Source organism: Paenarthrobacter sp. NPDC090517, from assembly GCF_044769165.1.
Classification (GTDB): domain Bacteria; phylum Actinomycetota; class Actinomycetes; order Actinomycetales; family Micrococcaceae; genus Arthrobacter.
This window is the reverse complement of the sequence record NZ_JBIVXN010000001.1, coordinates 667112-688259: the sequence shown is the minus strand read 5'-3', so window position 1 is coordinate 688259 and position 21148 is coordinate 667112. Positions and strand designations below refer to the sequence as shown.

Below are 21148 nucleotides of genomic sequence, written 5' to 3'. Positions count from 1 at the left end.
CACCTGCACCAAACAGATAAACTTAAATCCACGCCATCTACTGAGTGAAGTGAGAGAGATGACTGCCACTGCTACCGAACACGTAGCTACGGCCGGTGCTACCGGCCGCATTGCCCGTGTTATTGGTCCGGTTGTCGACGTCGAATTCCCGGCTGACGCAATCCCCTCGATTTACAACGCTCTGACCACTGAGATCACTCTCAACGGCCAGACGAAAACCATCACGTTCGAGACCTCCCAGCACTTGGGTGACAACCTCGTTCGCGCCATCTCCCTGCAGGCAACCGACGGCTTGGTCCGCGGTACTACCGTGCAGGACTCCGGCGCTCCCATCTCCGTGCCCGTCGGCGACGGCGTCAAGGGCCACATCTTCAACGTTCTCGGCAAGCCGCTGGACGTCGAAGAGTCCGAGATCAAGGCTGACGCCTACTGGCCGATCCACCGCAAGGCTCCGTCCTTCGCTTCCCTCGAGGGCTCCACGGAGATGCTCGAGACCGGCATCAAGGTCATCGACCTTCTCACCCCCTACATCAAGGGTGGAAAGATCGGCCTGTTCGGCGGCGCCGGCGTTGGCAAGACCGTTCTGATCCAGGAAATGATCACCCGTGTTGCCCGCAACTTCGGTGGTACTTCCGTATTCGCCGGTGTTGGCGAGCGTACCCGTGAAGGTAACGACCTCTGGGTCGAAATGGAAGAGGCAGGCGTTCTCAAGGACACCGCCCTTGTATTCGGCCAGATGGATGAGCCGCCGGGAACGCGTCTCCGCGTGGCACTGTCTGCCCTGACCATGGCGGAGTACTTCCGCGATGTTCAGAACCAGGACGTGTTGCTCTTCATCGACAACATCTTCCGCTTCACGCAGGCAGGTTCGGAAGTTTCCACGCTGCTCGGCCGTATGCCGTCCGCTGTGGGCTACCAGCCTAACCTTGCCGACGAGATGGGTCTGCTCCAGGAGCGCATCACGTCCACCAAGGGTCACTCCATCACGTCGATGCAGGCAATCTACGTGCCTGCAGATGACTACACGGACCCGGCTCCGGCAACGACCTTCGCACACCTCGACGCGACCACGGAACTTTCCCGTGAAATCGCCTCCCGTGGTTTGTACCCGGCCGTTGACCCGCTGACGTCCACGTCCCGTATCCTGGATCCCCAGTACATCGGCAAGGATCACTACAACACGGCTGTTCGTGTTAAGCAGATCCTGCAGAAGAACAAGGAACTCCAGGACATCATCGCCATCCTCGGTGTTGACGAACTGTCTGAAGAGGACAAGATCGTCGTGTCGCGTGCACGTCGTATCCAGCAGTTCCTCTCCCAGAACACCTACACCGCCAAGCAGTTCACCGGTGTCGAGGGCTCCACCGTGTCCATCAAGGACACTGTTGAAGGCTTCACGGCCATCTGTGACGGCGAGCTGGACCACATCGCAGAGCAGGCGTTCTTCAACGTCGGCGGCCTGGATGACGTCGAGCGTCAGTGGGCCAAGATCCAGGAACAGACCAAGTAGTATGGCTGAGCTCGAGGTTGAGATTGTCGCAGCGGACCACTTCGTGTGGTCAGGTGCGGCCAAGATGGTGAAGGCCCGCACCAGTGATGGTGAAATCGGAATCCTGCCGGGCCACTCGCCCCTTCTGGCCATCATGGCCGCGGGCGAGCTGGCAATCCAGCCGGTTTCCGGTGATCGCATTGCAGTAGTTGTTGACGGCGGATTCTTCTCCGTCGACAACGATCGCGTGGTCATTGTTGCTGACAACGCCAAATTGGGCGAAGCGGCTACAGCGGGGATCCGATAGCACGACCTTGATGGACGATTCCCTTATTCCGTTCATCGCCCTGGCAACAGCGTTTACGTTGCTGATCATTTCACTGTGCCTTTTTGGGGTGCGCCGCTTCAATCTGCGGCGCGCCTTGGGCACGGTCGACGCCTCCATTTGCATGGCTGGAAACAGCTGGCAGATGGGGGTTTGTCGTTATCAGGACAATGAGCTTGAGTGGTTCCGCTTGATGTCCCTAAGCGTCATCCCCAAGCACAGGTTCACACGCAGCTCACTTGAACTGCTGGGCCGCCGCCAGCCCACGGAAGAAGAACTCGTCAGGATTCAGCCTGGCGTGGTTGTGGTTGAACTGCAGTATGAGGGCAGGAAGTTCATGCTCGCCATGAATTTTGATGCCTACGCGGGATTGTCGTCCTGGCTTGAAGCAGGGCCCGTTATCGGCGTCGGAACCTGGCGTTAGGCGCCATGGAGTTTTTTTCGGACGTCAGTCTGGTTGATGGGCCGTTCCTCTGGTTGAGCATCGCCTGTGGCGCGGCCGGTGGGGCCTACCTTCTATGGCGTCGACGACGTTCCTGGCCGCTGCTCGTCGCGGGCAGTCTGCTGGTGGCCGTAGGCGTGGTGGCGCTGATTCACTGGATCCTGGTGGATCTTATGGCCACGTTCTCGGAGAACCTTCCCTTTCAGACTGTGGCCTGGGCGGTCCCCGCTGTCGCAGCCCTTATCCTGTGCGCTGCGCGCTTCCCCCGCAACTCCTGGCGCGGCCGCTCGTTCAGCGTGGTGGCGATGCTCGGCGTTGTGCTTTTATGCGTGGTGCAGATTAATCTCTATTTCGGGCTGAATAACACGGTCTCGGACCTGCTGGGTACTGCGGTGGCGCGCATACAGCCACTGGAACCGAGCCTCAAACGCGCGCCGGATGCGATGCCCGGTCCGGCCCCCTCTGTGTGGAAAGCCCCGGATTCCATGCCCCGCAGCGGTGTCCTGCGGAAAGCAGACATTCCCGGTGCGGTCTCCGGTTTCAACGCACGGGAAGCGTACGTTTATTTGCCACCTGCCTATCAGACGGCATCGCGTCCCAGCTTGCCTGTCCTTGTCCTCTTCGCAGGCCAGCCGGGCGGTCCTGCAGACTGGCTGACTGGCGGCCAACTGCGTTCCCTCTTGGACCAATTCGCTGAAACACACCACGGGATCGCTCCCGTCACGGTGGTGGTGGACCCCAACGGATCAGCCAACGCCAACACCATGTGCATGGACAGCAACATCGCCTCCGTGGACACCTACCTTTCACAGGATGTGCCAGCGTGGATCACTGAGACGTTGGACGTCTCCAAGGATCACAAGCAGTGGGCTGTGGGCGGTTTCTCCTTTGGCGGCACGTGTGCCATGCAAATGGGAACCCTGCACCCGGATCTCTTTGCATCTATTCTGCCTTTCGCTGCAGAAAGGGAACCAGCCCTGGCCAAGGATCGAAGCAAGACCATTTCTGATTCGTTCGACGGGGACGTTGAAGCCTTCGAATCCCGGACACCTCTGGTGTTGATGCAGCAACGCGACTTTGCCGGCAGCGGGGTGTTTCTGGTTTCAGGTGAAGCTGACCAGGAGTTCACTGACTACATGCATGAGCTTGCTGAGGCGGCACGGAACGCTGGTTTTGAAACCGAAGAACATTCCATTCCTCAGGCCGGGCACTCCTGGGATGCAGTGATTCGTGGAATGCCGGGTGGACTGGACTTCCTGGCCGCCCGGTGGGGGTTGCCTCGGTGAGCCTTACCCTCAAAGGTGTGGCGGAGCCTGCGCTGAGGGAGGCGCGCCGGCATTTGCGGTCAACGCCGTTCACTCTGCTCGTGCTCGCCGTTTTTGTGGGCCTGTCCTTGGTCTCCGGGAGCCTCCTGGTTGGGCCATCCCGGTGGTGGCTTGCGGTGGCCAGCGTATCGCTGGACGGGTTGCGGTCGGGGGAATGGTGGTCCATCTGGACGTCGCTGTTCTTTACCACCAATCCGTTGGCCTATGCCACCGCCATCCTCATGATTTTGTTCCTGCTCGGACTGGCAGAGCGGAAGTTGGGCTCCCTCAAAACGGCTGGAGTGTTCTTCGGCAGCCAGTTCGGCTGTATATCGGCCTTCCTCTTGGTGACCCAGGTAGCGCAGTACGTCGATGACGGGTGGCTTTCAGAGATGGCCGACACCCGCCTGATCGGACCTTACGGTGCGGTACTTGCTACGGCTTTGGCCGCGAGTGCGTTCCTGCCCACGTTATGGCAGCGTCGCCTGCGCACAGTGGTGCTTTCCATTTCCCTGTTGCTGGTGCTCTACGTAGGACATGCGGAGACAGTTGTTGGTTTCCTGGGCGCTCTGATTGGCTTGCTCGCTGGTTGGTGGATGCAAAGCAGCCAAGGCCATCTCCACCTTCATAGGTCTACCAGCCGTGAAGTCCGGAACCTCCTGTCATTGACCATGGCGATTTTCGCCGTGGGGCCCATCGTGACCGCGGCAGCCAAGAGTCCATCGGGGCCGTTGGCCCTGTTGCGGGACGTCATCCTCAATCCGTTGCCAACCCTAAGCCAACTGGAAAGCAACTGCGGGGGCACCATTGACGTCGCTTGCCTCGAGATAGCACGCCAGGGCTATACAGGACCATTCGGCTTGGCCTTGGCAGTCGTGCCGGTTGCCCTGCTGTTGATTTGCGCCGACGGCATGAGGCGCGGACGCCGGCTCGCTTTGGGAATTGCCATCGGCGTGCAGTTGGTGGTGGTCGTCTTGTCCACCATCTACCTTGGCCTTTTTGCCGGTTTGCCGCGGCCGGCAGGACGCCCACATGTGGGGATGCTCAACTCGGCTGTGGTTCACATCATTCCGCTTGTGCTGGTCCCTTTGGCTTTGGCGCTTCTCCTGTTCGCGTATCGGGGCCACTTCCGGGTGGTAACCTCTGACCGCCTTCGCCGAAAGGTGTTCTGGGTGGTCGGCTTGACTGGGGGAGGGCTCAGCCTTGCGTACACAGCGGTGTGGCTGGCTTCCGGTGGATTGATTCGCGACGGCGGCTTGCTGGGTTTGGTGGCCGAGCTCGCCCGACAGTATCTCCCCGTCCCGCTTCCCGGCGTCTACCGCAAGGTCTTTGCGGAGCGTGATGTGCTGGAAGTTTTCCTCTTTTCCTACTCCGGCACGCTGTTTTGGCTCGTTGCCTTGATCGGCGTTTGGGTGTTGCTGATACGCGGACATCACACGGGTGGACTTGACCGACTGGCGCGCCAGGGCGCACGCTCCTTGGTGAAGCAGGGCGGAGATTCACTGTCATGGATGGCCCTTTGGGAACCAAATAAGTACTGGTTCACTCCCGAGGGCACCGGGGGAGTGGCCTACCAGCAGCACAGCCACGTGGCGTTGACTCTGGCCGGTCCCTTCGGAGCCCGGCAGTACCACGCAGCAACCGCCAAAGGTTTCCTGGAGTACTGCTCGCAGCATGCGCTAACGCCATGCCTGTACTCCTGCACGGACGAACTCTGGCCCATGCTGCAATCGCGCGGCTTCCGCCGGGTGTCTGTTGCCCAGGAGACACGCCTGCGGATCAGGGGTCTGGAGTTCAAGGGCAAGGAATGGCAAAACGTCAGGACATCCCTCAACCGTGCCGCAAAGATGGGGGTCACGGCGAGGTGGGGCCGATACTCCGAACTCCCTCATGGGGTGCGTGCCCAAGTGAGTGAGGTTTCCGAAGAATGGGCAGCCCAGAAGAAGATCCCGGAAATGGGCTTCACCATGGGTGGCCTGGATGAGTTGAATGACGACGACGTCCTGTGCTGCGTCGCTTTGGACGACAAGGGTCTTGTCTATGGTGTCACCAGTTGGCTTCCCGTCTATGAGGACGGTGTAATTGTCAGTTGGACACTGGACTTCATGCGGCGGCGGGGCGACGCTTTCCCGGGGGTCATGGAGTTCCTGATCGCTTCAGCCGTTTTGCACCTGCGGGATTCGGTGGAGCTGATTTCCTTGTCCGGTTCGCCTTTAGCCCGGGAGAAGGGCGAAATTGAGCAACGGGCCAAAGGCTTGGCAGGACTACTGGAGGTGGTGGGGCACGCTTTGGAACCTGTTTATGGATTCAGGTCGTTGGCGTCCTTTAAGTCGAGGTTCCAGCCCGAGTACAGAACGTTGTACATGTACTACCAAGACCCGCTGCATCTTCCTGCAATTGGGCGAGCGCTCAGCAGGGCCTATCTTCCGGGATTGTCAGTCCGGCATTCCGCGAGGCTGCTCCGGAGCTTGGTTGGTTGAATTGTCAACACTTATCCGAAGGACCCTTTTGGTATTTCTGCATGGTTAGTAACACTTCTTGTTGAGAAGCCATTTATTGCGGCGGGCATTCTTCGGGTTAAGACACGTTGACCCCGGCTCGAAAGCCAGGGTCAACGTGTTTGTTGTCTCTGCAACAAGCAGAGATCAACGGGTAAGACTAGACGACCGTAACGCCGGTTGCCTGAGGGCCCTTGGCTCCCTGACCGATCTCGAACTGAACGCGCTGGTTCTCGTCGAGGGTCTTGAAGCCACCGGTCTGGATCTCGGAGTAGTGAACGAAAACGTCCCCGTCCGCGTCATCCGGGGTGATGAAGCCGAAGCCCTTTTCGGCGTTGAACCACTTGACGGTTCCCAGTGCCATGTATTTCTCCTCATTGTGGAACATCAGTCCGATACACCTCGTACCGGGTTTGTTACTCCGCGAGAAGACCCTGAATATCGCACAAGCCGGGGCTTGGTTGATTCGCAGGAGCTTCACGCTCGCAACTGGTCTTGCGAGCATGAAAACCACCTACACAAAGACTGCTACAACACTTTCATGAGCTCTGCCGGAGGTCAACGGTGTTTTGGGCAATTCAGGAAAATTTTCGGTAAAAAGAAGGTAACGTCGGCTTCTGCAATTCACCAAGGTCCTTTTCCTTACTGGCAAGGCAGTCGTTCAACTAAGACAACCACTGGCCATTGCGCATTACGCCTGTCAGTTCCAGATCCTCGTTTGTTACGACGACATCGGCCCGCAGTCCCCGTCGGAGCCCGCCTATTTCGTCAGAAAGTCCCAAGACAGCTGCCGGGACCGCCGTCGCCGAGCAAATTGCGTCGGGAAGCGCGACGCCGGCTGCCACGGTTTTGCTGACGACTTCCAGGAGCGTGGAGGTGCCCCCGGCAATGGAGCCGGTGGCATCCAGTGTGGCCACGCCGTCGCTGACAGTGACCGGCGACGGGCCAAGCATGTAGTTGCCATCGGACAGTCCTGCCGCAGCCATGGAATCCGTTACCAGCACGATGTTGCCCGCTCCCACCAACTGGAAAACGGTGGCCACGGTGCTGGGGTCCAAATGCGTTCCGTCAGCAATGAGTTCAACAACTGCCTTCCCTTCCTGGGCCATGCGTAGGCATGCCGCAACGGGACCAGGAGCGCGGTGATGCAGGGGTGGCATCCCATTGAAAAGGTGTGTGACCGTGGGGAGCGAGCTTACGCCGTCGAATCCTGCTGACTCGAGTCCCTCGCGGGCCGCAGCCAAGGAAGCGGCGGCCGTGGCGTCGTCGCAGTCTGTGTGACCCAAGGAGGGGGTGACTCCATGGGAAGTCATCAAGTCCACCAAGGCAGCTGCGCCCGGAAGCTCAGGGGCGTAAGTCATGGTGGCGAGCTTGCCGGCCGCGGCGCCCACCAGTTCGTCCATGAGTTCCAGGTCGGGTTCCAGCAGGTAGTCCGGATTCTGGGCCCCGCAACGGGCATGGGAAAGGAAGGGGCCTTCAAGGTGGATGCCGGCCACGAGGCCTTCGTCCACTAGCTTGACGTACAGCTCGATGCCTCGAAGGAGATCTGCCCGGGGAGCGGTGACCATGCTTGCAAGGAAAGTGGTGGTTCCTGAGCGATGCAGGAATTCCACTGCCCTGCGCGCCGAGTTTTCTTCGCCGCCAGGGAAATCGCCGCCGTTGCCACCATGGCAGTGAACATCCACGAGTCCAGGGAAAAGGTAGCTGCCGCTGGGGATCCCTAAGCGGATTGCACTCTGGAAACCCTCGAAATCTTCGGGATCGAAGCCTTTGGCCGGTCCCGCGTAGGCAATTCTGTCCCCGTCGACGGCAACCAGGCCGTCTTCCACTACCTCCCCGTCACTGACAAGCGTTCCTCGGATGATCTGATGGCTCGGAGCGGAGGAAGAGGTGAAACCGGATGCAACAGTCATGATTCTGATTCTAGTGGGCTGCGGCACAGTCTCCCGAAGGGGAAAACTCAGAAGAGCCGCGACTCGCTGTCATCCACACCGCGCATGGCATCATAATCCAGCGTGACGCAATCGATTCCGCGGTCGTTGGCCAGTACCTTTGCTTGCGGCTTGATTTGTTGTGCAGCGAAAATTCCCCTCACGGGGGCCAACAGGGGGTCACGGTTGAGTAGTTCGAGGTAGCGCGTGAGCTGTTCGACACCGTCGATGTCTCCACGGCGTTTCAACTCAATGGCAACGGTGGCACCGTGCGCGTCCCTGGCCAGGATGTCCACAGGGCCGATAGCTGTGAAGTACTCGCGACGTATGAGGGAGTATCCGGATCCCAGAAGCTCGATTTGCTCGGCCAGCAGCCTTTGGAGATCTGCTTCGACGCCATCCTTGATCAGGCCGGGATCAGTGCCGAGCTCGTGCGAGGTGTCGTGCAGCTGCTCATAGATGTTGATGATGAGGCGATCATCTGTTTTGGCGGACTGAACCGTCCACTGTTCCACCACGCCTTCTTCCACTTCGGTTTCTTCCGGAGTGGTCACCCGCAGGGTCGCAGGGGGGCTCATCCAGTTCAGCGGCTTGTAGGAACCGCCGTCGGAATGCACCAACACCGAACCGTCCGCTTTGACCAGCAATAGCCGGGTAGCTAGGGGAAGGTGGGCCTTGAGGCGGCCAACGTAATCAACAGAACAACGGGCTATGACGAGTCGCACCCGCCCCACCTTACCGCCTCACCATCTACAAGAGGGTTGCTGGGGCAGAATGGAAGCATGCCCCGCTCCAACCGTCCTCGTCGCAACGCGTCCAGCACACGCTCCGGCAACGCCGGTGGCAGCAAATGGACGGGACCGACGCCGGAGCTTGACCTTGAGCGGGCACGCGGTGGTGTTGCGCGGCGTGAGAGTGCGCCGGACGGCGAATGGATGGTGCGGACCATGACGGCCAAGAAGGCGGAAAAGCAATACATCTGCCCGGGTTGTTCCACCGCGATCCTGCCGGGCATAGCCCACTTGGTGGTGTGGTCGGACAGCCATCTCTTCGGGCAAGCCGCGGGACTGGCCGAACGCAGGCACTGGCATACCAACTGCTGGACATCCCGGACGTACCGCTACCGCTGATTCCCTTAGGCTTGGTTGCATGACTTTCGACCCCGCCTCGTTCGTTTTTACCCCGCAGGACGCGCCATCGGAAATTCGTGCTTCCACGGTCCTCCCCGCCCTGCGGGAGAATGTGGAGTTCACCACCGAGGACGGCAAGGTGTTGCTGGGTGAGCTCGCACTCCCCGCATCAGGGGAAATAACCGCCACGCTGATCACGCTCCACCCACTGCCCACCCACGGCGGATTCATGGATTCCCACGTATACCGCAAGGCCTCCTACCGGCTGCCGGCGCTGGCGGGAGTTGCAGTCCTGCGCTTCAACACGCGTGGCACGGCATCACCGCGCGGTACCAGCGATGGTCAGTTCGAGGAAGGCATTGGTGAGCGCTACGACGTTGAAGCTGCCGTCCGTTTCGCCGTGGAACGCGGACTCCCGAACCGCTGGCTCGTCGGGTGGTCCTTCGGCACCGAACTCGCCCTCATGTACGGGGCAGTGGAGCCCGTGGCAGCGCAGATTGAAGGTGCAGTGCTGCTGTCCCCGCCCTTGCACCGCGCCACGGATGTGCACCTCAAGGAATGGGCAGCCTCCGGGAAACCGTTGACTGTCCTGGTGCCGGAACACGACGACTACCTGCAGCCTGCTGAAGCAGCCCAGCGATTCAGTCTTGTACCGCAGGCCCGGCTTGTCGGCGTCGACGGTGCAAAACACCTTTGGGTGGGCGAGAAGTACGCGGCCCGTGTCTTGAATGAAATCGTCGACGACGTCACTGTGGCAGGTGCCGGGGCGGACGGTCTGCCACGCGAATGGGCGGGGTCGGTCGCGAGTGCTTGACCCGGTCGCGAATCGCTAAGCTTCTGTACGGAAAAGCCCCTAAAAACGTGTCGTTTTTAGGGGCTTTTCTGTATGAAATACCTGTATGGGGCCGGGGTACTCAGTGCCGATCTTGGCGGACGATGAATACTTCCTTGATCAGCAACATGATGGCTGCCGCTGTCGGAATGGCGATCAGTGCGCCAAGGACGCCGAGCAGGCTGCCGCCCGCAATCACCGAGATCACCGCCACGGCCCCCGGTACAGCTACTGCACGCTGCATGATGCGCGGTGAGATGAAGTACGCCTCGAACTGCAGGTAGGCGAAGTAGGCGATCGCGTAGATCACGGCTGTCTGCCAGCCGGCGGTGAGTGCTACCAGGATGACCACGACAGCGGCGATCATGCCGCCTACCAGGGGAATGAACGCCAGCAGGGCAACTACGAAGGCAAGCAGGACGCTGAAGGGGATGCCCAGGATGGTCATCAGGATGAAGGCAAAAATGGCGTTCAGCAGGGCAACGCAAACCTGGCCTATGACGTAGTTGCCCACGGAGTCGGTAATCGCTTCGGAAAGCGCCTCAACACGTGGACGGCGGGACCGGGGAGCGAGGCGATAGGCCCACTTCTTCATGGATGGCAGGGCTGCCAGGAAGTAGAGGCTGAGGACCAGTACGATCAGGGAACCGAACAGGCCGTTGGCAACCGTGGACCCGAAACCGACCACACCGCCGAAGATTCCGCCCATCGCTTCGGGATCCTTGACAAACTTGTCCAGTTCGGTGGTGATGCGGTCACGCACGCCAAACTGGCTGTCTGCGTTGCGGAAGAAGTCCGAGTCCAGGAAGCTGCGGATCCAGTCCGGGGCTTGTCGGACGATTTCCGATACCTGTTCGACGATGGTGGGAATCAACGTTGCAAAGAATCCGGCCACCGCGAGCACAAGGGCTGAGACGGATATGAGGATGCCGGCGGGCCGGGGCACTTTGCGGCCTTCCAGCCAGCGGACCACGGGGTCAAGTCCGAGGGCGATGAAGAGTGCCGCCACGATCCACAAGATGAGCTGGGTGGTGTTGCTGGCGATATAGAACACGGCCAAGGCAATGCCGACACCTGCAGTACCCATGAATCCGACATATACAGGATGCTGGGAAGACATCCGCGGGCCAGGGGCGCCGAAGCCGTGGTCGTCCTCCGGGCGGAAGCCTTCGCGGCCTTCATCCGATTCAGCTTCCGGGGGCATCTCGAAACGTACGCGGTTCCGGGCACCGGGGATGGGTTGCCTGAGCCTGCGGCTGATAGCAGCAAGGCGTCCGGTGCGGACCGGAACCGCAGCAGCCGGCACCGTTGCGGAGGTGCCCTCTGAGGGGGCATCCACCGCACTTGCCCCGGGCTCATCGGCGGGACGGGGCTCCATGTGGTCTTTCACGCGGTTTAGTTGCCTTTTCAGTGGTGGTAAGGGGTGGACTTAGGCGTTGGAAGGCCCGGATATCATGATCATCGCCACACTATCAGGAGCGCGGAATGGCGCCGGAGCGGCACGGTGGCAGGCTTTTCGGGATGTCGGCGAGATCACCTCGATCTGACTCTCCTATAACAAAACGGTTACCCTTGAAGTTCAACGACCGCTGATGATAGGTGATCCTGTGCGTTTGAAGACTGCAGCCTTGCTGGTGCTGCTGGGCCTGCTGACGATGCTGGCCGGTATTGGCCAGCTGACTTTTTGGGCCCCCTCCGAGACCGTGACGGCTTCGGTTCCCAGCGATACCAAAGCTGCCCCGCTGACCGTGATCGACCAAAAGTTGATTGCCCTCCACGACGGGCCGGTGAAGATCAAGATCCAGGGTGAAGGCAACTTCATTGTTGCCACAGGACGCCCTGACGACGTCGAAGCCTGGGTCGGCGAGACTGCCCACAACACGTTGACCGGTGTCTCTGCGGACCAGAAATCGCTGGAGGTGTCCTCTGCCGACGGCGAGGCCACGGCGCCTTCCCCGGCTGGATCCGATTTGTGGGTCAGCACCGAGGACGCCAGCGGCGATTTGGACTACACCTGGAACCCTCCCGCCGATGGTGAGTGGTCACTGCTGGTTGCCGGCGACGGTACCCAGCCTGCGCCGTCGTCGATTTCAATGACGTTCCCGAACAACGCCACCACCCCCTGGGCAGTGCCGCTGATTGTTTTGGGCATCATCATCATCCTGATCGGAGCGGCGCTGCCGTTCATCGCCAAAGCGCTCAGCAACCGCCGCAAGCACGACGACGACGAGCCGCACGACGGCGGAGAGACCACCACGCTCCCGGTACAGTCCTCTACTGCCAAGTCGCCGGGCGCTGAGGCGTCTACGACCCAGTCACCCACCGTTCAGTCGCCTGTTGCTGACAAGGGACGTCGTCCTGGTGCCGGGACCGAAGGGCCAGCCCTCCGCGTCACTGCACTCGCGGCGACGCTGGCAGCGGTCATGGTCGGTGGAACAGCCATCGCCGCCCAGGCCACCACTACCCCCGAGGCGACCTCAACCTCTTCTGCTGCGGCAACTGCTGAAGGCGGAACGCCTGTCATGCTGGAATCCCAACTGCAGAGGATCCTCGAGCAGGTAGCGAGCACCGTGGATGCAGCGGACGCTGCAAAGGACGCGGCAAAGTTGGCCCCGCGCGTGGACATGATGGAACTGCAGGTCCGGACCCAGAACTACAAGATCCGGTCCGCGGTGTCTGCCTACGAGGCGCGCATGCCGGTCCGGGCCACCAAGCTTCAGAGCAGCGTTATCAGCACCAAGCGGGACTGGCCCCGTACGGTCTTCGCCCTCACCCAGGGTGAAGGAAACGTGGTGCCGCAGGTCCTGACCCTGGTGCAGCTTTCGCCTCGTGAGAACTACAAGTTGTGGGGCAGTGCGCCGCTACAGCCTGGCACCAACTTCCCGTCCTTCCCCATTCCTCGCAACGGAACTGAGCCTGTACCGGCGAGTGACAGCACGGGCTTGGCCTACAGCGGTAATCAGGCCTTGGAAATCCTGAGTGAAATGCTGACGAACCCGGAGTCGCCCAACCGTAGCAAGTTGGCCGATGGGCAGTCTTCTCCTTACATCGCAGGGGCACTGGCCTACCAGGCGGACACTGTGAAGAACGGAACCAGCGCAAACTTCAAGTTCACACACACGCCGGTCACCAACCAAACTGTGGTGCTGCGGACAGCCGACGGCGGCGCCGTGGTAGTGGGGCGTTTGGATTTCGCTTTCGAAGGCACACCCAAGGCGGCAGGCGACAAGCTTGTGCTTGAAGACGATTCCGCAGTCTTCGCTGGTGGTAAGGAAACCACTACAGGCATGGTTCTGAACTTCGCCGAATCCGTGGCCGTCTACATCCCGCCGGCAGGTTCTGCGGACCCCATGAAGCTCGTGGCGGCTACCCGCGGGCTGGTTGGAGCCAGCTTCAAGTAAGGCATACCCATGGCAGGGCAGCGGCTAGAGTGGACGGTATGAGTTCGCCCGGATACCGACCCACTCCAGCCGCTGCCAGCCAGCTCAATCTTCGCGGTGCCGTTGACCTGTCGTCGCTGCGCCGCCCGGCCGCCCCGCCGGTGCCGGCCCCCTCTGCTTCGGCGGAGGGCGGATCGCCGGCGGATGGCACGCCCCAAGCGGGTGACGCCGGCAAAGCACCACTTCGAGTGGATGCAACCGAATCAAATTTCCAGGACCTGGTGCAATTGTCCGCACAGATCCCCGTGCTTTTCCTTCTTTGGTCGCGCTATGCGCCCGAATCACCTGCCGTTCTCGATGCAGCCGAACGCGTCGTTGAAAGTTACAGTGGGCGCTTGGTGCTTGCAGCCGCCGATGTGGACACCTTCCCGCAACTGGCGCAGGCCTTCCAAGTTCAGGCAGTTCCAACAGCCGTTGCCGTGGTCAAGGGACAGCCCGTGCCGCTTTTCCAAGGACCAGCGGATGACGAACAGATCCGAAACCTGGTTGAGGAACTGCTCAAGGTTGCTGCAGCAAACGGGGTCACCGGCAGCATAGGTGATGCCGCACCGGCCGAGGATGCGGAACCCGCACCACTGCCGCCGCTCCACCAGGCAGCCATCGACGCGATCGAGGTCGGCGACTACGCCGGCGCAGCCGCGGCCTACAAGCAGGCGCTCCTCGAACAGCCGGCAGACTCCGATGCCAAGGCTGGTTTGGCGCAGGTCGAGCTGATGGCCCGCTTGGACCAGCTCTCCGCCCCTGAGGCCGAGAGCCTCCGCGAACTCGCGGCCGAAGAGCCGGACAACGTCCAAGCCCAGTTAACTGTGGCTGACCTCGATATCTCCGGCGGCCACATCGATGACGCTTTCAACCGCATTATCACGTTCATTGGCAGGAATTTCGGTCCCGAGCGTGAGACCGCCCGTGTGCGCCTCCTTGAGCTCTTCGAGGTTGTGGGAACCCAGGACGAACGGGTGGCAAAGGCACGCCAAGGGCTCGCGAGGGTTCTCTTCTAGTGCCGTCCGCGCTGTTCGCTCCGCTTCAGCTGCGCTCACTTACCGTCCCACACCGAGGCTGGGTATCGCCGATGTGCCAGTACGGCTGTCACCCGGAGACCGGAGTGGGCGTGCCCAACGACTGGCACTTGATGCACTTGGGTTCTTTTGCAGCCGGCGGCGCCGCCCTCATCCTGAGTGAGGCGGCTGCGGTGAACGCTGCGGGCAGAATCAGCCCCTTGGACGCCGGCTTGTACTCCGATGAGCAGGCGGCCGGATGGGAGCGGATAGTGGCGTTCGTGCACCGGCATGGTGCCGTCGATTGCAAGATTGGGGCGCAACTTGCCCACGCGGGGCGCAAGGCATCCACGTATTGGCCGTTTTCCGATCGCTCCGGCTCTGTTCCGGAATCCGACGGCGGGTGGGTCACCGTGGGGCCAGGCAATGATCCGTTTGACGGCTATGCCGCGCCGGAAGCTATGAGCGACGCGGAAATCCACGGCGTGGTGGCTGACTTTGCGTCCGCTGCCAGTCGGGCAGTGGCGGCGGGTTTCGATACTGTGGAGATCCATGGCGCCCACGGGTACCTCCTGCACCAGTTCCAAAGCCCGCTCATCAACGCCCGCACCGATGGCTGGGGTGGAAACGAGGAGGGGCGCAATCGACTTATGCTCGCGGTGGTGGATGCGGTCAGGGAAGTCATTCCGGACTCCATGCCGCTTCTGCTCCGCATTTCCGCGTCGGACTGGGCAGACGGCGGCGTTGACGTCGAAGCTTCCGTTCGGCTGGCCCGTGCCGCTGCCGAACGTGGCGTCGACCTTGTGGACGTCTCCAGCGGCGGCGCAGTAGCGCATCAGCAGATTAGGGCTGTGCCCGGTTATCAGGCTGGATTCGCCCAGCAGGTAAAGAACGACGCCGGAGTCCTCGCCGGCGCGGTGGGCTTGCTCACGAGCGCCACGCAAGCGGAGGATATTGTGGCGAACGGCAGGGCGGATGCGGTTTTCATGGCCCGCGCCGCATTGCGGGATCCGCATTGGTGGCTCAGGGCCGCATACGAACTGGGCCACGACATTCCATGGGTTCCGCAGTACCAGCGGGCCGTTCCCCGCCACGGCTTCTAGGACCTCCTCAGCTTCGTGTTGGCAAGGCTAGGCTGGGTCCATGACGGAACCACGCCATGAACCCACGTCCGCCTCCACGCCGCCACAAGCTTCTGCACCGCAACAGGCTGCCCAAACCCAGCCGGTCAATCAATTACCGGCTAGCGCCCTCCCGTTGCCTTCAAGTGGTCCTGCCGAGGGCGGGCCGCTGGCTGCACTGTCCATCCGCGGCCTGGCCAAGCGTTTTGGTGAGAAGATCGCGGTCGACGGCGTGAGTCTGGAAGTCCCCGCGGGTTCCTTCTACGGGATGGTTGGCCCCAACGGTGCCGGCAAGACCACTACGCTGTCCATGGCTACCGGCCTGCTGCGGCCCGACTTTGGCACGGCCCTGGTCCATGGCGTAGATGTTTGGGCGCGGCCCTTGGAAGCCAAGAAGCTGATGGGCGTCCTGCCGGATGGGGTGCGCCTCTTCGACAGGCTGACGGGCGAACAACTGGTGACCTATTCCGGGCTGCTCCGCGGCATGGATCGTGATGTTGTGGGCTCCCGGGTTTCTGAGTTGCTGGCCGCCCTCGATCTCCAAGCAGACGCCGGAACGTTGGTTGTTGACTACTCGGCCGGCATGACCAAGAAGATCGCGCTGGCCTCTGCGCTGATTCACGCGCCCCGCCTCCTTGTCCTGGATGAACCCTTTGAATCGGTGGACCCCGTTTCCGCTTCCAATATCCGGGGCATATTGGAGAGTTACGTCGCTTCCGGCGGTACTGTCATCGTTTCCAGCCACGTCATGGACCTCGTGCAGCGCATGTGCAGCCATGTCGCGGTGGTCGCCGGCGGTCGGGTCCTTGCAGCCGGATCTGTGGAGGAGGTCCGGAACGGCTCCACCCTGGAGGAACGGTTTGTGCAATTGGTGGGCGGCGGACACCGGACGGAGGGGCTGGAATGGTTGCGCACCTTCTGAGTCTGAAGTGGCGCCTGCTGCTTAACGGTTTCAAACGCAGCCCGTGGCAGTTGGTGGGCATGGCACTCGGCCTGCTCTATGCCTTGGGCGTCCTTTCTCTTCTGATTGGCGGACTCATTGCGCTGCGTTGGGCGGACGTTGAGATTGCCCACACGGTGGTAGTGCTGGGCGGTGCGGCCACGGTGCTGGGATGGGCCATTATTCCACTCCTCGCTTCTGCGGCGGACATGACCTTGGACCCGGCCCGCTTCACCACGTTCGCGATCCCCTCGAGGCAACTATTGGCTGGGCTCGCCCTGGCGGGGTTCATCGGTATCCCGGGTTTGGCTACGTTGCTCGCCGCTTTGGGCACGGTGGGAACCTGGTGGCGTAGCGTTCCAGCTGTGGCCGGCGCTTTTTTGGGTGCCATTCTGGGTGCCCTTACATGCATCGTTCTGTCCAAGGTGGTCACGACGGCGACCGCCGGCCTCGCCTCGTCGCGACGTTTCAAGGACGTCAGCAGCATCATTGTCTTCATCCCAATGATGCTGCTGGGGCCCATCATGGTGGGAATTGTGGACGGCGTTCGCGGCAGTGCCGATTTCCTGCAGGTGTTGGCCCGCACCGTGTCCTGGACTCCGCTGGGTGCGGCCTGGTCCTTGGGCGGCGACCTGGAGTCCGGTAGCCTGGGCGCCGCAGCCCTGAAATTTCTGATCTCTGCAGCAACCATTGCCGGCCTCCTCCTGTGCTGGCATGTCCTGCTGCAGCGCGCTTTGGTGACGCCCCCGTACTCCGGAGGGTCGGCCAGGAAGGGAGGGAAACTTGGACTGTTTGCCCTTCTTCCCGGAACTCCCGCGGGCGCAGTTGCTTCCAGAGCTTTGATCTATTGGATGAAGGATCCAAGGTATGCGGCCTCCCTGGTGATTGTTCCCCTGTTTCCCGTCATCTTTTTCTTCAGTGGATCACAGAGCGGCAGCTACGACCTGCTCATGATCCTGGGACCGTTGACAGCGTTCATGATGGCTTGGTCCATCTGCGCTGACGTCTCGTATGACAACACAGCTTTTGCACTCCACCTCGCGGCGGGCGTTAGGGGCATTGACGATCGCCTGGGTCGTGCCCTGGCCTGCTTGGCCATCTCACTTCCAGTGGTGCTCGTGTTCACTGTTGGGCCCCTTTTCGTCACTGGCGACTGGCGATGGCTTCCTAACCTTCTGGGGTTGTCGCTGGGAACTCTCTTTACCGGGCTGGGGCTCTCCTCGGTGATTTCGGCACGCTATAACATCGCAGTACCTTTGCCGGGGGACAGCCCGTTCAAGAAACCGCCGGGAAATGTCGCCCAGACGCTGGCAGTGCAAGCCGTCGGTATGGGCGTTTTGGCCCTCCTGCTCGTTCCGGAGCTTGCGTGGGTGGCTATCCAGGCCTTCAGCGGAGGTCCGGAAGCAGGCTGGATCAACTTGGCAGTTGGACCTTTACTCGGCGTCATCCTCTTCGTGGTTGGCGTCCGGCTCGGTGGAAAATGGTTGGATGCCCGCGGTCCGGAAATGTTCGCCCAACTCAGCGTGAACCGCTAGCCTCCGTAACAACCGTGCCCGTAGATGGGACATGGGATAACGTCTTTGTCAGATAGCTCATACTACGAAAGGCCATGACGATGGAAGTTGTCATTCTCCCTGGCGCCAAGCAGATCGGTGCGCTCGCTGCCGATGCCATCGAGGCGCTGGTACGCCGTAAGCCCAATGCAGTGCTGGGGTTGGCAACGGGGTCGTCACCGCTGCCCATTTACGACGAATTGGCCAGCCGGTACGAGGCCGGGGGACTGGACTTCAGCCAGGCGCATGGGTTCGCCTTGGATGAATATGTTGGGCTCCAAGCAGGACATCCCGAGTCCTACCGCGAGGTCATCCGACGCGAATTCACCAACCGGGTGAACATCAAGCCGGAGAACGTTCATGGGCCGGATGGCGCGGCTGAGGACCTTGAGGCTGCATGCCAGGGCTACGAAGACGCCATTAAGGCTGTAGGTGGAGTGGATCTCCAGATTTTGGGCGTTGGAACAGACGGTCATATCGGCTTCAATGAGCCTGGCTCCTCCCTGGCATCCCGGACGCGCATCAAGACATTGATCGAGCAGACCCGGAAGGACAACGCCCGTTTCTTCAAGAGCATCGACGACGTTCCCCACCATGTAGTCACGCAGGGCCTCGGCACCATCATGGATGCCCGGCATGTGGTATTGGTCGCAACGGGCGCCCAGAAAGCCCAGGCTGTCCGGGATTTCGTGGAGGGGCCGGTGGCTGCCATTTGCGCGGCCTCCATCCTTCAGATGCACCCGCACGCCACGGTTTTGGTGGATGAAGCGGCCGCATCATCGCTGAAACTGGCCGATTATTATCGGCACACCTATGACAACAAGCCGGAGTGGCAGGGCCTGTAGACGGTAAGATGTTTGGCATGACTACGCTTCCTCCGGATCCATTCGAAAACGACCCCATGCGCGAGCTTTCCGGAGCCGGAACGTCCACTGCCACCATTGAGCGCGAAGAAACGCGCCAGGAAGTGGAGCCCGGCGACCGCGAGCGGTTTTCGCATTATGTCCGCAAGGAAAAGATCATGGAGTCGGCCCTGACCGGCGAGCCCGTCATTGCCCTGTGCGGCAAAGTCTGGACGCCGGGGCGCGATCCCAAGAAGTTCCCGGTCTGCCCGGAGTGCAAGGAGATTTACGAAGGCCTCCGCCCCGGCAATGACGGTGGAAAAAACGGCGGCCCGGGCAACTCCAAGTAGTGGGTGGGAAGAGAACTCCAGCCCTTTCTGATCATCACCGTCCCAAGGTCCGCTTTGGCGTGCCCGGAAGGTCGGAGATCGTCGTCGCTGCCATCAGGCCGGGGGAGTCAGCATGACAGAAACACTCTTTGGTGGACCATCCCTGCCTCCGGCATACCCGGAGCGTGCCGCATGGGGTACCGCGCCCAAGCTCCGTGCGTGGCAGCAGGAGGCCCTCGACCTCTACATGACCCGCAATCCGAAGGACTTCCTCGCTGTGGCAACGCCCGGCGCTGGTAAAACCACCTTTGCGCTGCGCATCGCCACCACCCTGCTGGACAGCGGTGTGGTCAACCGCATCACCATTGTGGCGCCTACTGACCACCTGAAGCGGCAATGGGCAGACGCCGCAGCAAAAGTGGGAGTCGCCATTGATCCCAACTTCAAAAACTCCGATGGCCAACACGGCCGGGGATTCGTGGGTGTAGCCGTCACGTACGCACAGGTAGCGAGCAAGCCCATGTTGCATCGCGCGAAGACCGAAGCGGCCCGCACCTTGGTGATCCTGGATGAAATCCACCACGGCGGCGAGGCCCTTTCGTGGGGAGACGGCCTCCGGGAGGCCTTTGATCCTGCTGCCCGGCGCTTGTCCTTGACGGGTACCCCTTTCCGTTCGGACACCTCCCCAATTCCCTTCGTCGAATACGCCGAGGACCGGGACGGCATTCGCCGTTCCAAGGCTGATTACACCTACGGCTACGGAAACGCATTGCGGGACCATGTGGTGCGTCCTGTCCTGTTCATGGCCTATTCAGGCCAGATGCGCTGGCGGACCAGTGCCGGCGATGAGATGGCGGCATCCCTCGGGGAAGCGGCTGTAACCAAGGACATCACCTCGCAGGCCTGGCGGACTGCCTTGAACCCCACGGGAGAGTGGATTCCTGCCGTCCTGGCGGCCGCAGACAAACGGCTCGGCGAGGTTCGGCGGACCGTGCCCGACGCAGGCGGGCTGGTGATTGCCACGGACCATGATGATGCCCGCGCCTATGCCGGTCAGTTGAAGAAAATAACAGGCCAATCGCCTACGGTCATTCTCTCTGACGATTCCAAGGCTTCCAGCAAGATCGAGGAGTTCTCCGCGGGGGACCAGCGATGGATGGTGGCTGTCCGAATGGTGTCCGAAGGCGTGGACGTTCCGCGTCTGTCAGTGGGCGTCTATGCCACCTCAACCTCAACTCCGCTGTTCTTCGCCCAAGCCGTAGGCCGCTTTGTGCGTGCCCGCAAGAGGGGAGAGACGGCGTCGGTATTTCTTCCGTCCGTGCCTCCGCTAATGGTGTTGGCCAACACCATGGAAGCCGAACGCGATCACGCATTGGACCGCCCCGAAAAGGACGACGACGGCCTCTTCAATCCCGAAGAAAACCTCATGGCGGAGGCCAACCGCGAGGACAAGGCCTCAGACGAGCTCACCAAGGGCAAGTTCGAAGCCTTGGATTCCCAGGCTTCCTTTGACCGTGTCCTTTTCGATGGCGGCGAGTTTGGTACGGGTGCGGATATCGGTTCGGATGAAGAGCTGGACTTCCTGGGAATTCCGGGGCTACTCGACGCCGAACAGGTAGGCACGCTGTTGCGTCAGCGCCAGCACGAACAGCAATCACGCAAGAAGCGCCAGTCACCCTTGGCAGCCGCCGCCGCGCCTGCGGTTCCTGACCACCGCATGCTCATGGACTTGCGCAACGAGCTGGCTAAGAACGTGGCCGCCTGGTCCGCCCGCACCGGCACGCCGCATGGAGTGGTTCATACCAAACTGCGTGAAGTGTGTGGGGGTCCTGCTGTGGCCCAGGCGAACGAGGAGCAGCTGCAGGCCCGCCTGCGCAAGCTTCAGGACTGGTTCATCGGCAGGAAGTAGCTGGCTCCAAAATCTGCAAAAACTAAACACGGGAGGGCGCCGCGTTTGCGGCGCCCTCCCGTCTTTAC

The 21148-nt window shown here is 61.3% G+C and carries 19 protein-coding genes; 15 read left to right on the top strand and 4 right to left on the bottom strand.

Going from position 1 to position 21148, the window contains the following annotated elements; all coding sequences use genetic code 11:
- Positions 1-58: 58 nt before the first annotated feature.
- From atpD to ACIQTW_RS03170, 5 genes are read left to right on the top strand one after another with little or no spacing between them, the layout of a single operon-like run.
- Positions 59-1510, top strand: a complete 1452-nt coding sequence (gene atpD, locus ACIQTW_RS03190; RefSeq protein ID WP_141282550.1) for a F0F1 ATP synthase subunit beta — start codon at positions 59-61, stop codon at positions 1508-1510.
- A gap of 1 nt (position 1511) precedes the next feature.
- The gene (locus ACIQTW_RS03185) at positions 1512-1796 is read left to right on the top strand and encodes a F0F1 ATP synthase subunit epsilon (protein ID WP_014922172.1); all 285 of its coding nucleotides are present in this window, start codon (positions 1512-1514) and stop codon (positions 1794-1796) included.
- Between the two features lie 10 nt (positions 1797-1806).
- On the top strand, positions 1807-2238 hold the full coding sequence (locus ACIQTW_RS03180) for a DUF2550 domain-containing protein (protein WP_402933616.1): 432 nt from the start codon (positions 1807-1809) through the stop codon (positions 2236-2238).
- Between the two features lie 5 nt (positions 2239-2243).
- On the top strand, positions 2244-3542 hold the full coding sequence (locus ACIQTW_RS03175; protein ID WP_402933614.1) for an alpha/beta hydrolase-fold protein: 1299 nt from the start codon (positions 2244-2246) through the stop codon (positions 3540-3542).
- Positions 3524-6040, top strand: a complete 2517-nt coding sequence (locus ACIQTW_RS03170; RefSeq protein ID WP_402933612.1) for a phosphatidylglycerol lysyltransferase domain-containing protein — start codon at positions 3524-3526, stop codon at positions 6038-6040. Before ACIQTW_RS03175 ends, ACIQTW_RS03170 begins: the two co-directional genes overlap by 19 nt.
- Before the next feature lie 178 nt (positions 6041-6218).
- Here the strand turns inward: ACIQTW_RS03170 and ACIQTW_RS03165 are convergent, their stop codons facing one another.
- The 3 genes from ACIQTW_RS03165 to nucS form a co-directional block, all read right to left on the bottom strand.
- Positions 6219-6422, bottom strand: coding sequence for a cold-shock protein (locus tag ACIQTW_RS03165; protein ID WP_017199737.1), 204 nt, complete (start codon positions 6420-6422; stop codon positions 6219-6221).
- A 301-nt stretch (positions 6423-6723) separates the two neighbouring features.
- On the bottom strand, positions 6724-7971 hold the full coding sequence (locus ACIQTW_RS03160; RefSeq protein WP_402933610.1) for an N-acetylglucosamine-6-phosphate deacetylase: 1248 nt from the start codon (positions 7969-7971) through the stop codon (positions 6724-6726).
- A 47-nt stretch (positions 7972-8018) separates the two neighbouring features.
- Positions 8019-8714, bottom strand: coding sequence for an endonuclease NucS (gene nucS, locus ACIQTW_RS03155; RefSeq protein WP_402933608.1), 696 nt, complete (start codon positions 8712-8714; stop codon positions 8019-8021).
- A gap of 57 nt (positions 8715-8771) precedes the next feature.
- Between nucS and ACIQTW_RS03150 the strand changes: the two genes are divergently transcribed.
- Both ACIQTW_RS03150 and ACIQTW_RS03145 read left to right on the top strand, forming a co-directional pair.
- The gene (locus tag ACIQTW_RS03150) at positions 8772-9119 is read left to right on the top strand and encodes an ATP/GTP-binding protein (protein WP_402933606.1); all 348 of its coding nucleotides are present in this window, start codon (positions 8772-8774) and stop codon (positions 9117-9119) included.
- Between the two features lie 19 nt (positions 9120-9138).
- On the top strand, positions 9139-9933 hold the full coding sequence (locus ACIQTW_RS03145; protein WP_402933604.1) for an alpha/beta hydrolase: 795 nt from the start codon (positions 9139-9141) through the stop codon (positions 9931-9933).
- A 100-nt stretch (positions 9934-10033) separates the two neighbouring features.
- Here the strand turns inward: ACIQTW_RS03145 and ACIQTW_RS03140 are convergent, their stop codons facing one another.
- Positions 10034-11341, bottom strand: coding sequence for an AI-2E family transporter (locus ACIQTW_RS03140; RefSeq protein ID WP_402933602.1), 1308 nt, complete (start codon positions 11339-11341; stop codon positions 10034-10036).
- Positions 11342-11543: 202 nt separating this feature from the next.
- Between ACIQTW_RS03140 and ACIQTW_RS03135 the strand changes: the two genes are divergently transcribed.
- The 8 genes from ACIQTW_RS03135 (at position 11544) to ACIQTW_RS03100 (ending at position 21080) form a co-directional block, all read left to right on the top strand.
- Positions 11544-13352, top strand: a complete 1809-nt coding sequence (locus ACIQTW_RS03135) for a hypothetical protein (RefSeq protein WP_402933600.1) — start codon at positions 11544-11546, stop codon at positions 13350-13352.
- A 38-nt stretch (positions 13353-13390) separates the two neighbouring features.
- Positions 13391-14389 carry a co-chaperone YbbN gene (locus ACIQTW_RS03130; RefSeq protein WP_402933598.1) on the top strand — a complete coding sequence of 333 codons (999 nt, stop codon included), beginning with the start codon at positions 13391-13393 and terminating at the stop codon, positions 14387-14389.
- Positions 14389-15489: an NADH:flavin oxidoreductase/NADH oxidase gene (locus tag ACIQTW_RS03125; RefSeq protein WP_402933596.1), complete on the top strand. Its 1101-nt coding sequence runs from the start codon at positions 14389-14391 to the stop codon at positions 15487-15489. Before ACIQTW_RS03130 ends, ACIQTW_RS03125 begins: the two co-directional genes overlap by 1 nt.
- A gap of 40 nt (positions 15490-15529) precedes the next feature.
- On the top strand, positions 15530-16429 hold the full coding sequence (locus ACIQTW_RS03120; protein ID WP_402933594.1) for an ABC transporter ATP-binding protein: 900 nt from the start codon (positions 15530-15532) through the stop codon (positions 16427-16429).
- Entirely contained in the window at positions 16411-17982 is a 1572-nt protein-coding gene (locus ACIQTW_RS03115; RefSeq protein ID WP_402933592.1) for a transporter, read from the top strand. The genes ACIQTW_RS03120 and ACIQTW_RS03115 overlap by 19 nt, the downstream gene beginning before the upstream one ends.
- Positions 17983-18062: 80 nt before the next feature.
- A complete protein-coding gene (nagB, locus tag ACIQTW_RS03110) occupies positions 18063-18845 on the top strand; it encodes a glucosamine-6-phosphate deaminase (protein ID WP_402936196.1) in 783 nt (260 codons plus the stop codon).
- 8 nt (positions 18846-18853) lie between these two features.
- A complete protein-coding gene (locus ACIQTW_RS03105) occupies positions 18854-19192 on the top strand; it encodes a DUF3039 domain-containing protein (protein ID WP_017200120.1) in 339 nt (112 codons plus the stop codon).
- A 112-nt stretch (positions 19193-19304) separates the two neighbouring features.
- Complete coding sequence (locus ACIQTW_RS03100) at positions 19305-21080, top strand: DEAD/DEAH box helicase (RefSeq protein WP_091468360.1); 1776 nt, start codon at positions 19305-19307, stop codon at positions 21078-21080.
- Positions 21081-21148 lie beyond the last annotated feature (68 nt).

Excerpts from the sequence above, each read along its gene's own strand:
- ACIQTW_RS03130 (WP_402933598.1), top strand. The coding sequence starts at position 13,391 with ATGAGTTCGCCCGGATACCGACCCACTCCAGCCGCTGCCAGCCAGCTC.
- ACIQTW_RS03135 (WP_402933600.1), top strand. The coding sequence starts at position 11,544 with ATGATAGGTGATCCTGTGCGTTTGAAGACTGCAGCCTTGCTGGTGCTG.
- ACIQTW_RS03185 (WP_014922172.1), top strand. The coding sequence starts at position 1,512 with ATGGCTGAGCTCGAGGTTGAGATTGTCGCAGCGGACCACTTCGTGTGG.
- ACIQTW_RS03175 (WP_402933614.1), top strand. The coding sequence starts at position 2,244 with ATGGAGTTTTTTTCGGACGTCAGTCTGGTTGATGGGCCGTTCCTCTGG.
- ACIQTW_RS03115 (WP_402933592.1), top strand. The coding sequence starts at position 16,411 with ATGGTTGCGCACCTTCTGAGTCTGAAGTGGCGCCTGCTGCTTAACGGT.
- ACIQTW_RS03180 (WP_402933616.1), top strand. The coding sequence starts at position 1,807 with ATGGACGATTCCCTTATTCCGTTCATCGCCCTGGCAACAGCGTTTACG.
- atpD (WP_141282550.1), top strand. The coding sequence starts at position 59 with ATGACTGCCACTGCTACCGAACACGTAGCTACGGCCGGTGCTACCGGC.
- ACIQTW_RS03145 (WP_402933604.1), top strand. The coding sequence starts at position 9,139 with ATGACTTTCGACCCCGCCTCGTTCGTTTTTACCCCGCAGGACGCGCCA.
- ACIQTW_RS03105 (WP_017200120.1), top strand. The coding sequence starts at position 18,854 with ATGTTTGGCATGACTACGCTTCCTCCGGATCCATTCGAAAACGACCCC.
- ACIQTW_RS03120 (WP_402933594.1), top strand. The coding sequence starts at position 15,530 with ATGACGGAACCACGCCATGAACCCACGTCCGCCTCCACGCCGCCACAA.
- ACIQTW_RS03150 (WP_402933606.1), top strand. The coding sequence starts at position 8,772 with ATGCCCCGCTCCAACCGTCCTCGTCGCAACGCGTCCAGCACACGCTCC.
- ACIQTW_RS03165 (WP_017199737.1), bottom strand. The coding sequence starts at position 6,422 with ATGGCACTGGGAACCGTCAAGTGGTTCAACGCCGAAAAGGGCTTCGGC.
- ACIQTW_RS03160 (WP_402933610.1), bottom strand. The coding sequence starts at position 7,971 with ATGACTGTTGCATCCGGTTTCACCTCTTCCTCCGCTCCGAGCCATCAG.
- nagB (WP_402936196.1), top strand. The coding sequence starts at position 18,063 with ATGGAAGTTGTCATTCTCCCTGGCGCCAAGCAGATCGGTGCGCTCGCT.
- ACIQTW_RS03100 (WP_091468360.1), top strand. The coding sequence starts at position 19,305 with ATGACAGAAACACTCTTTGGTGGACCATCCCTGCCTCCGGCATACCCG.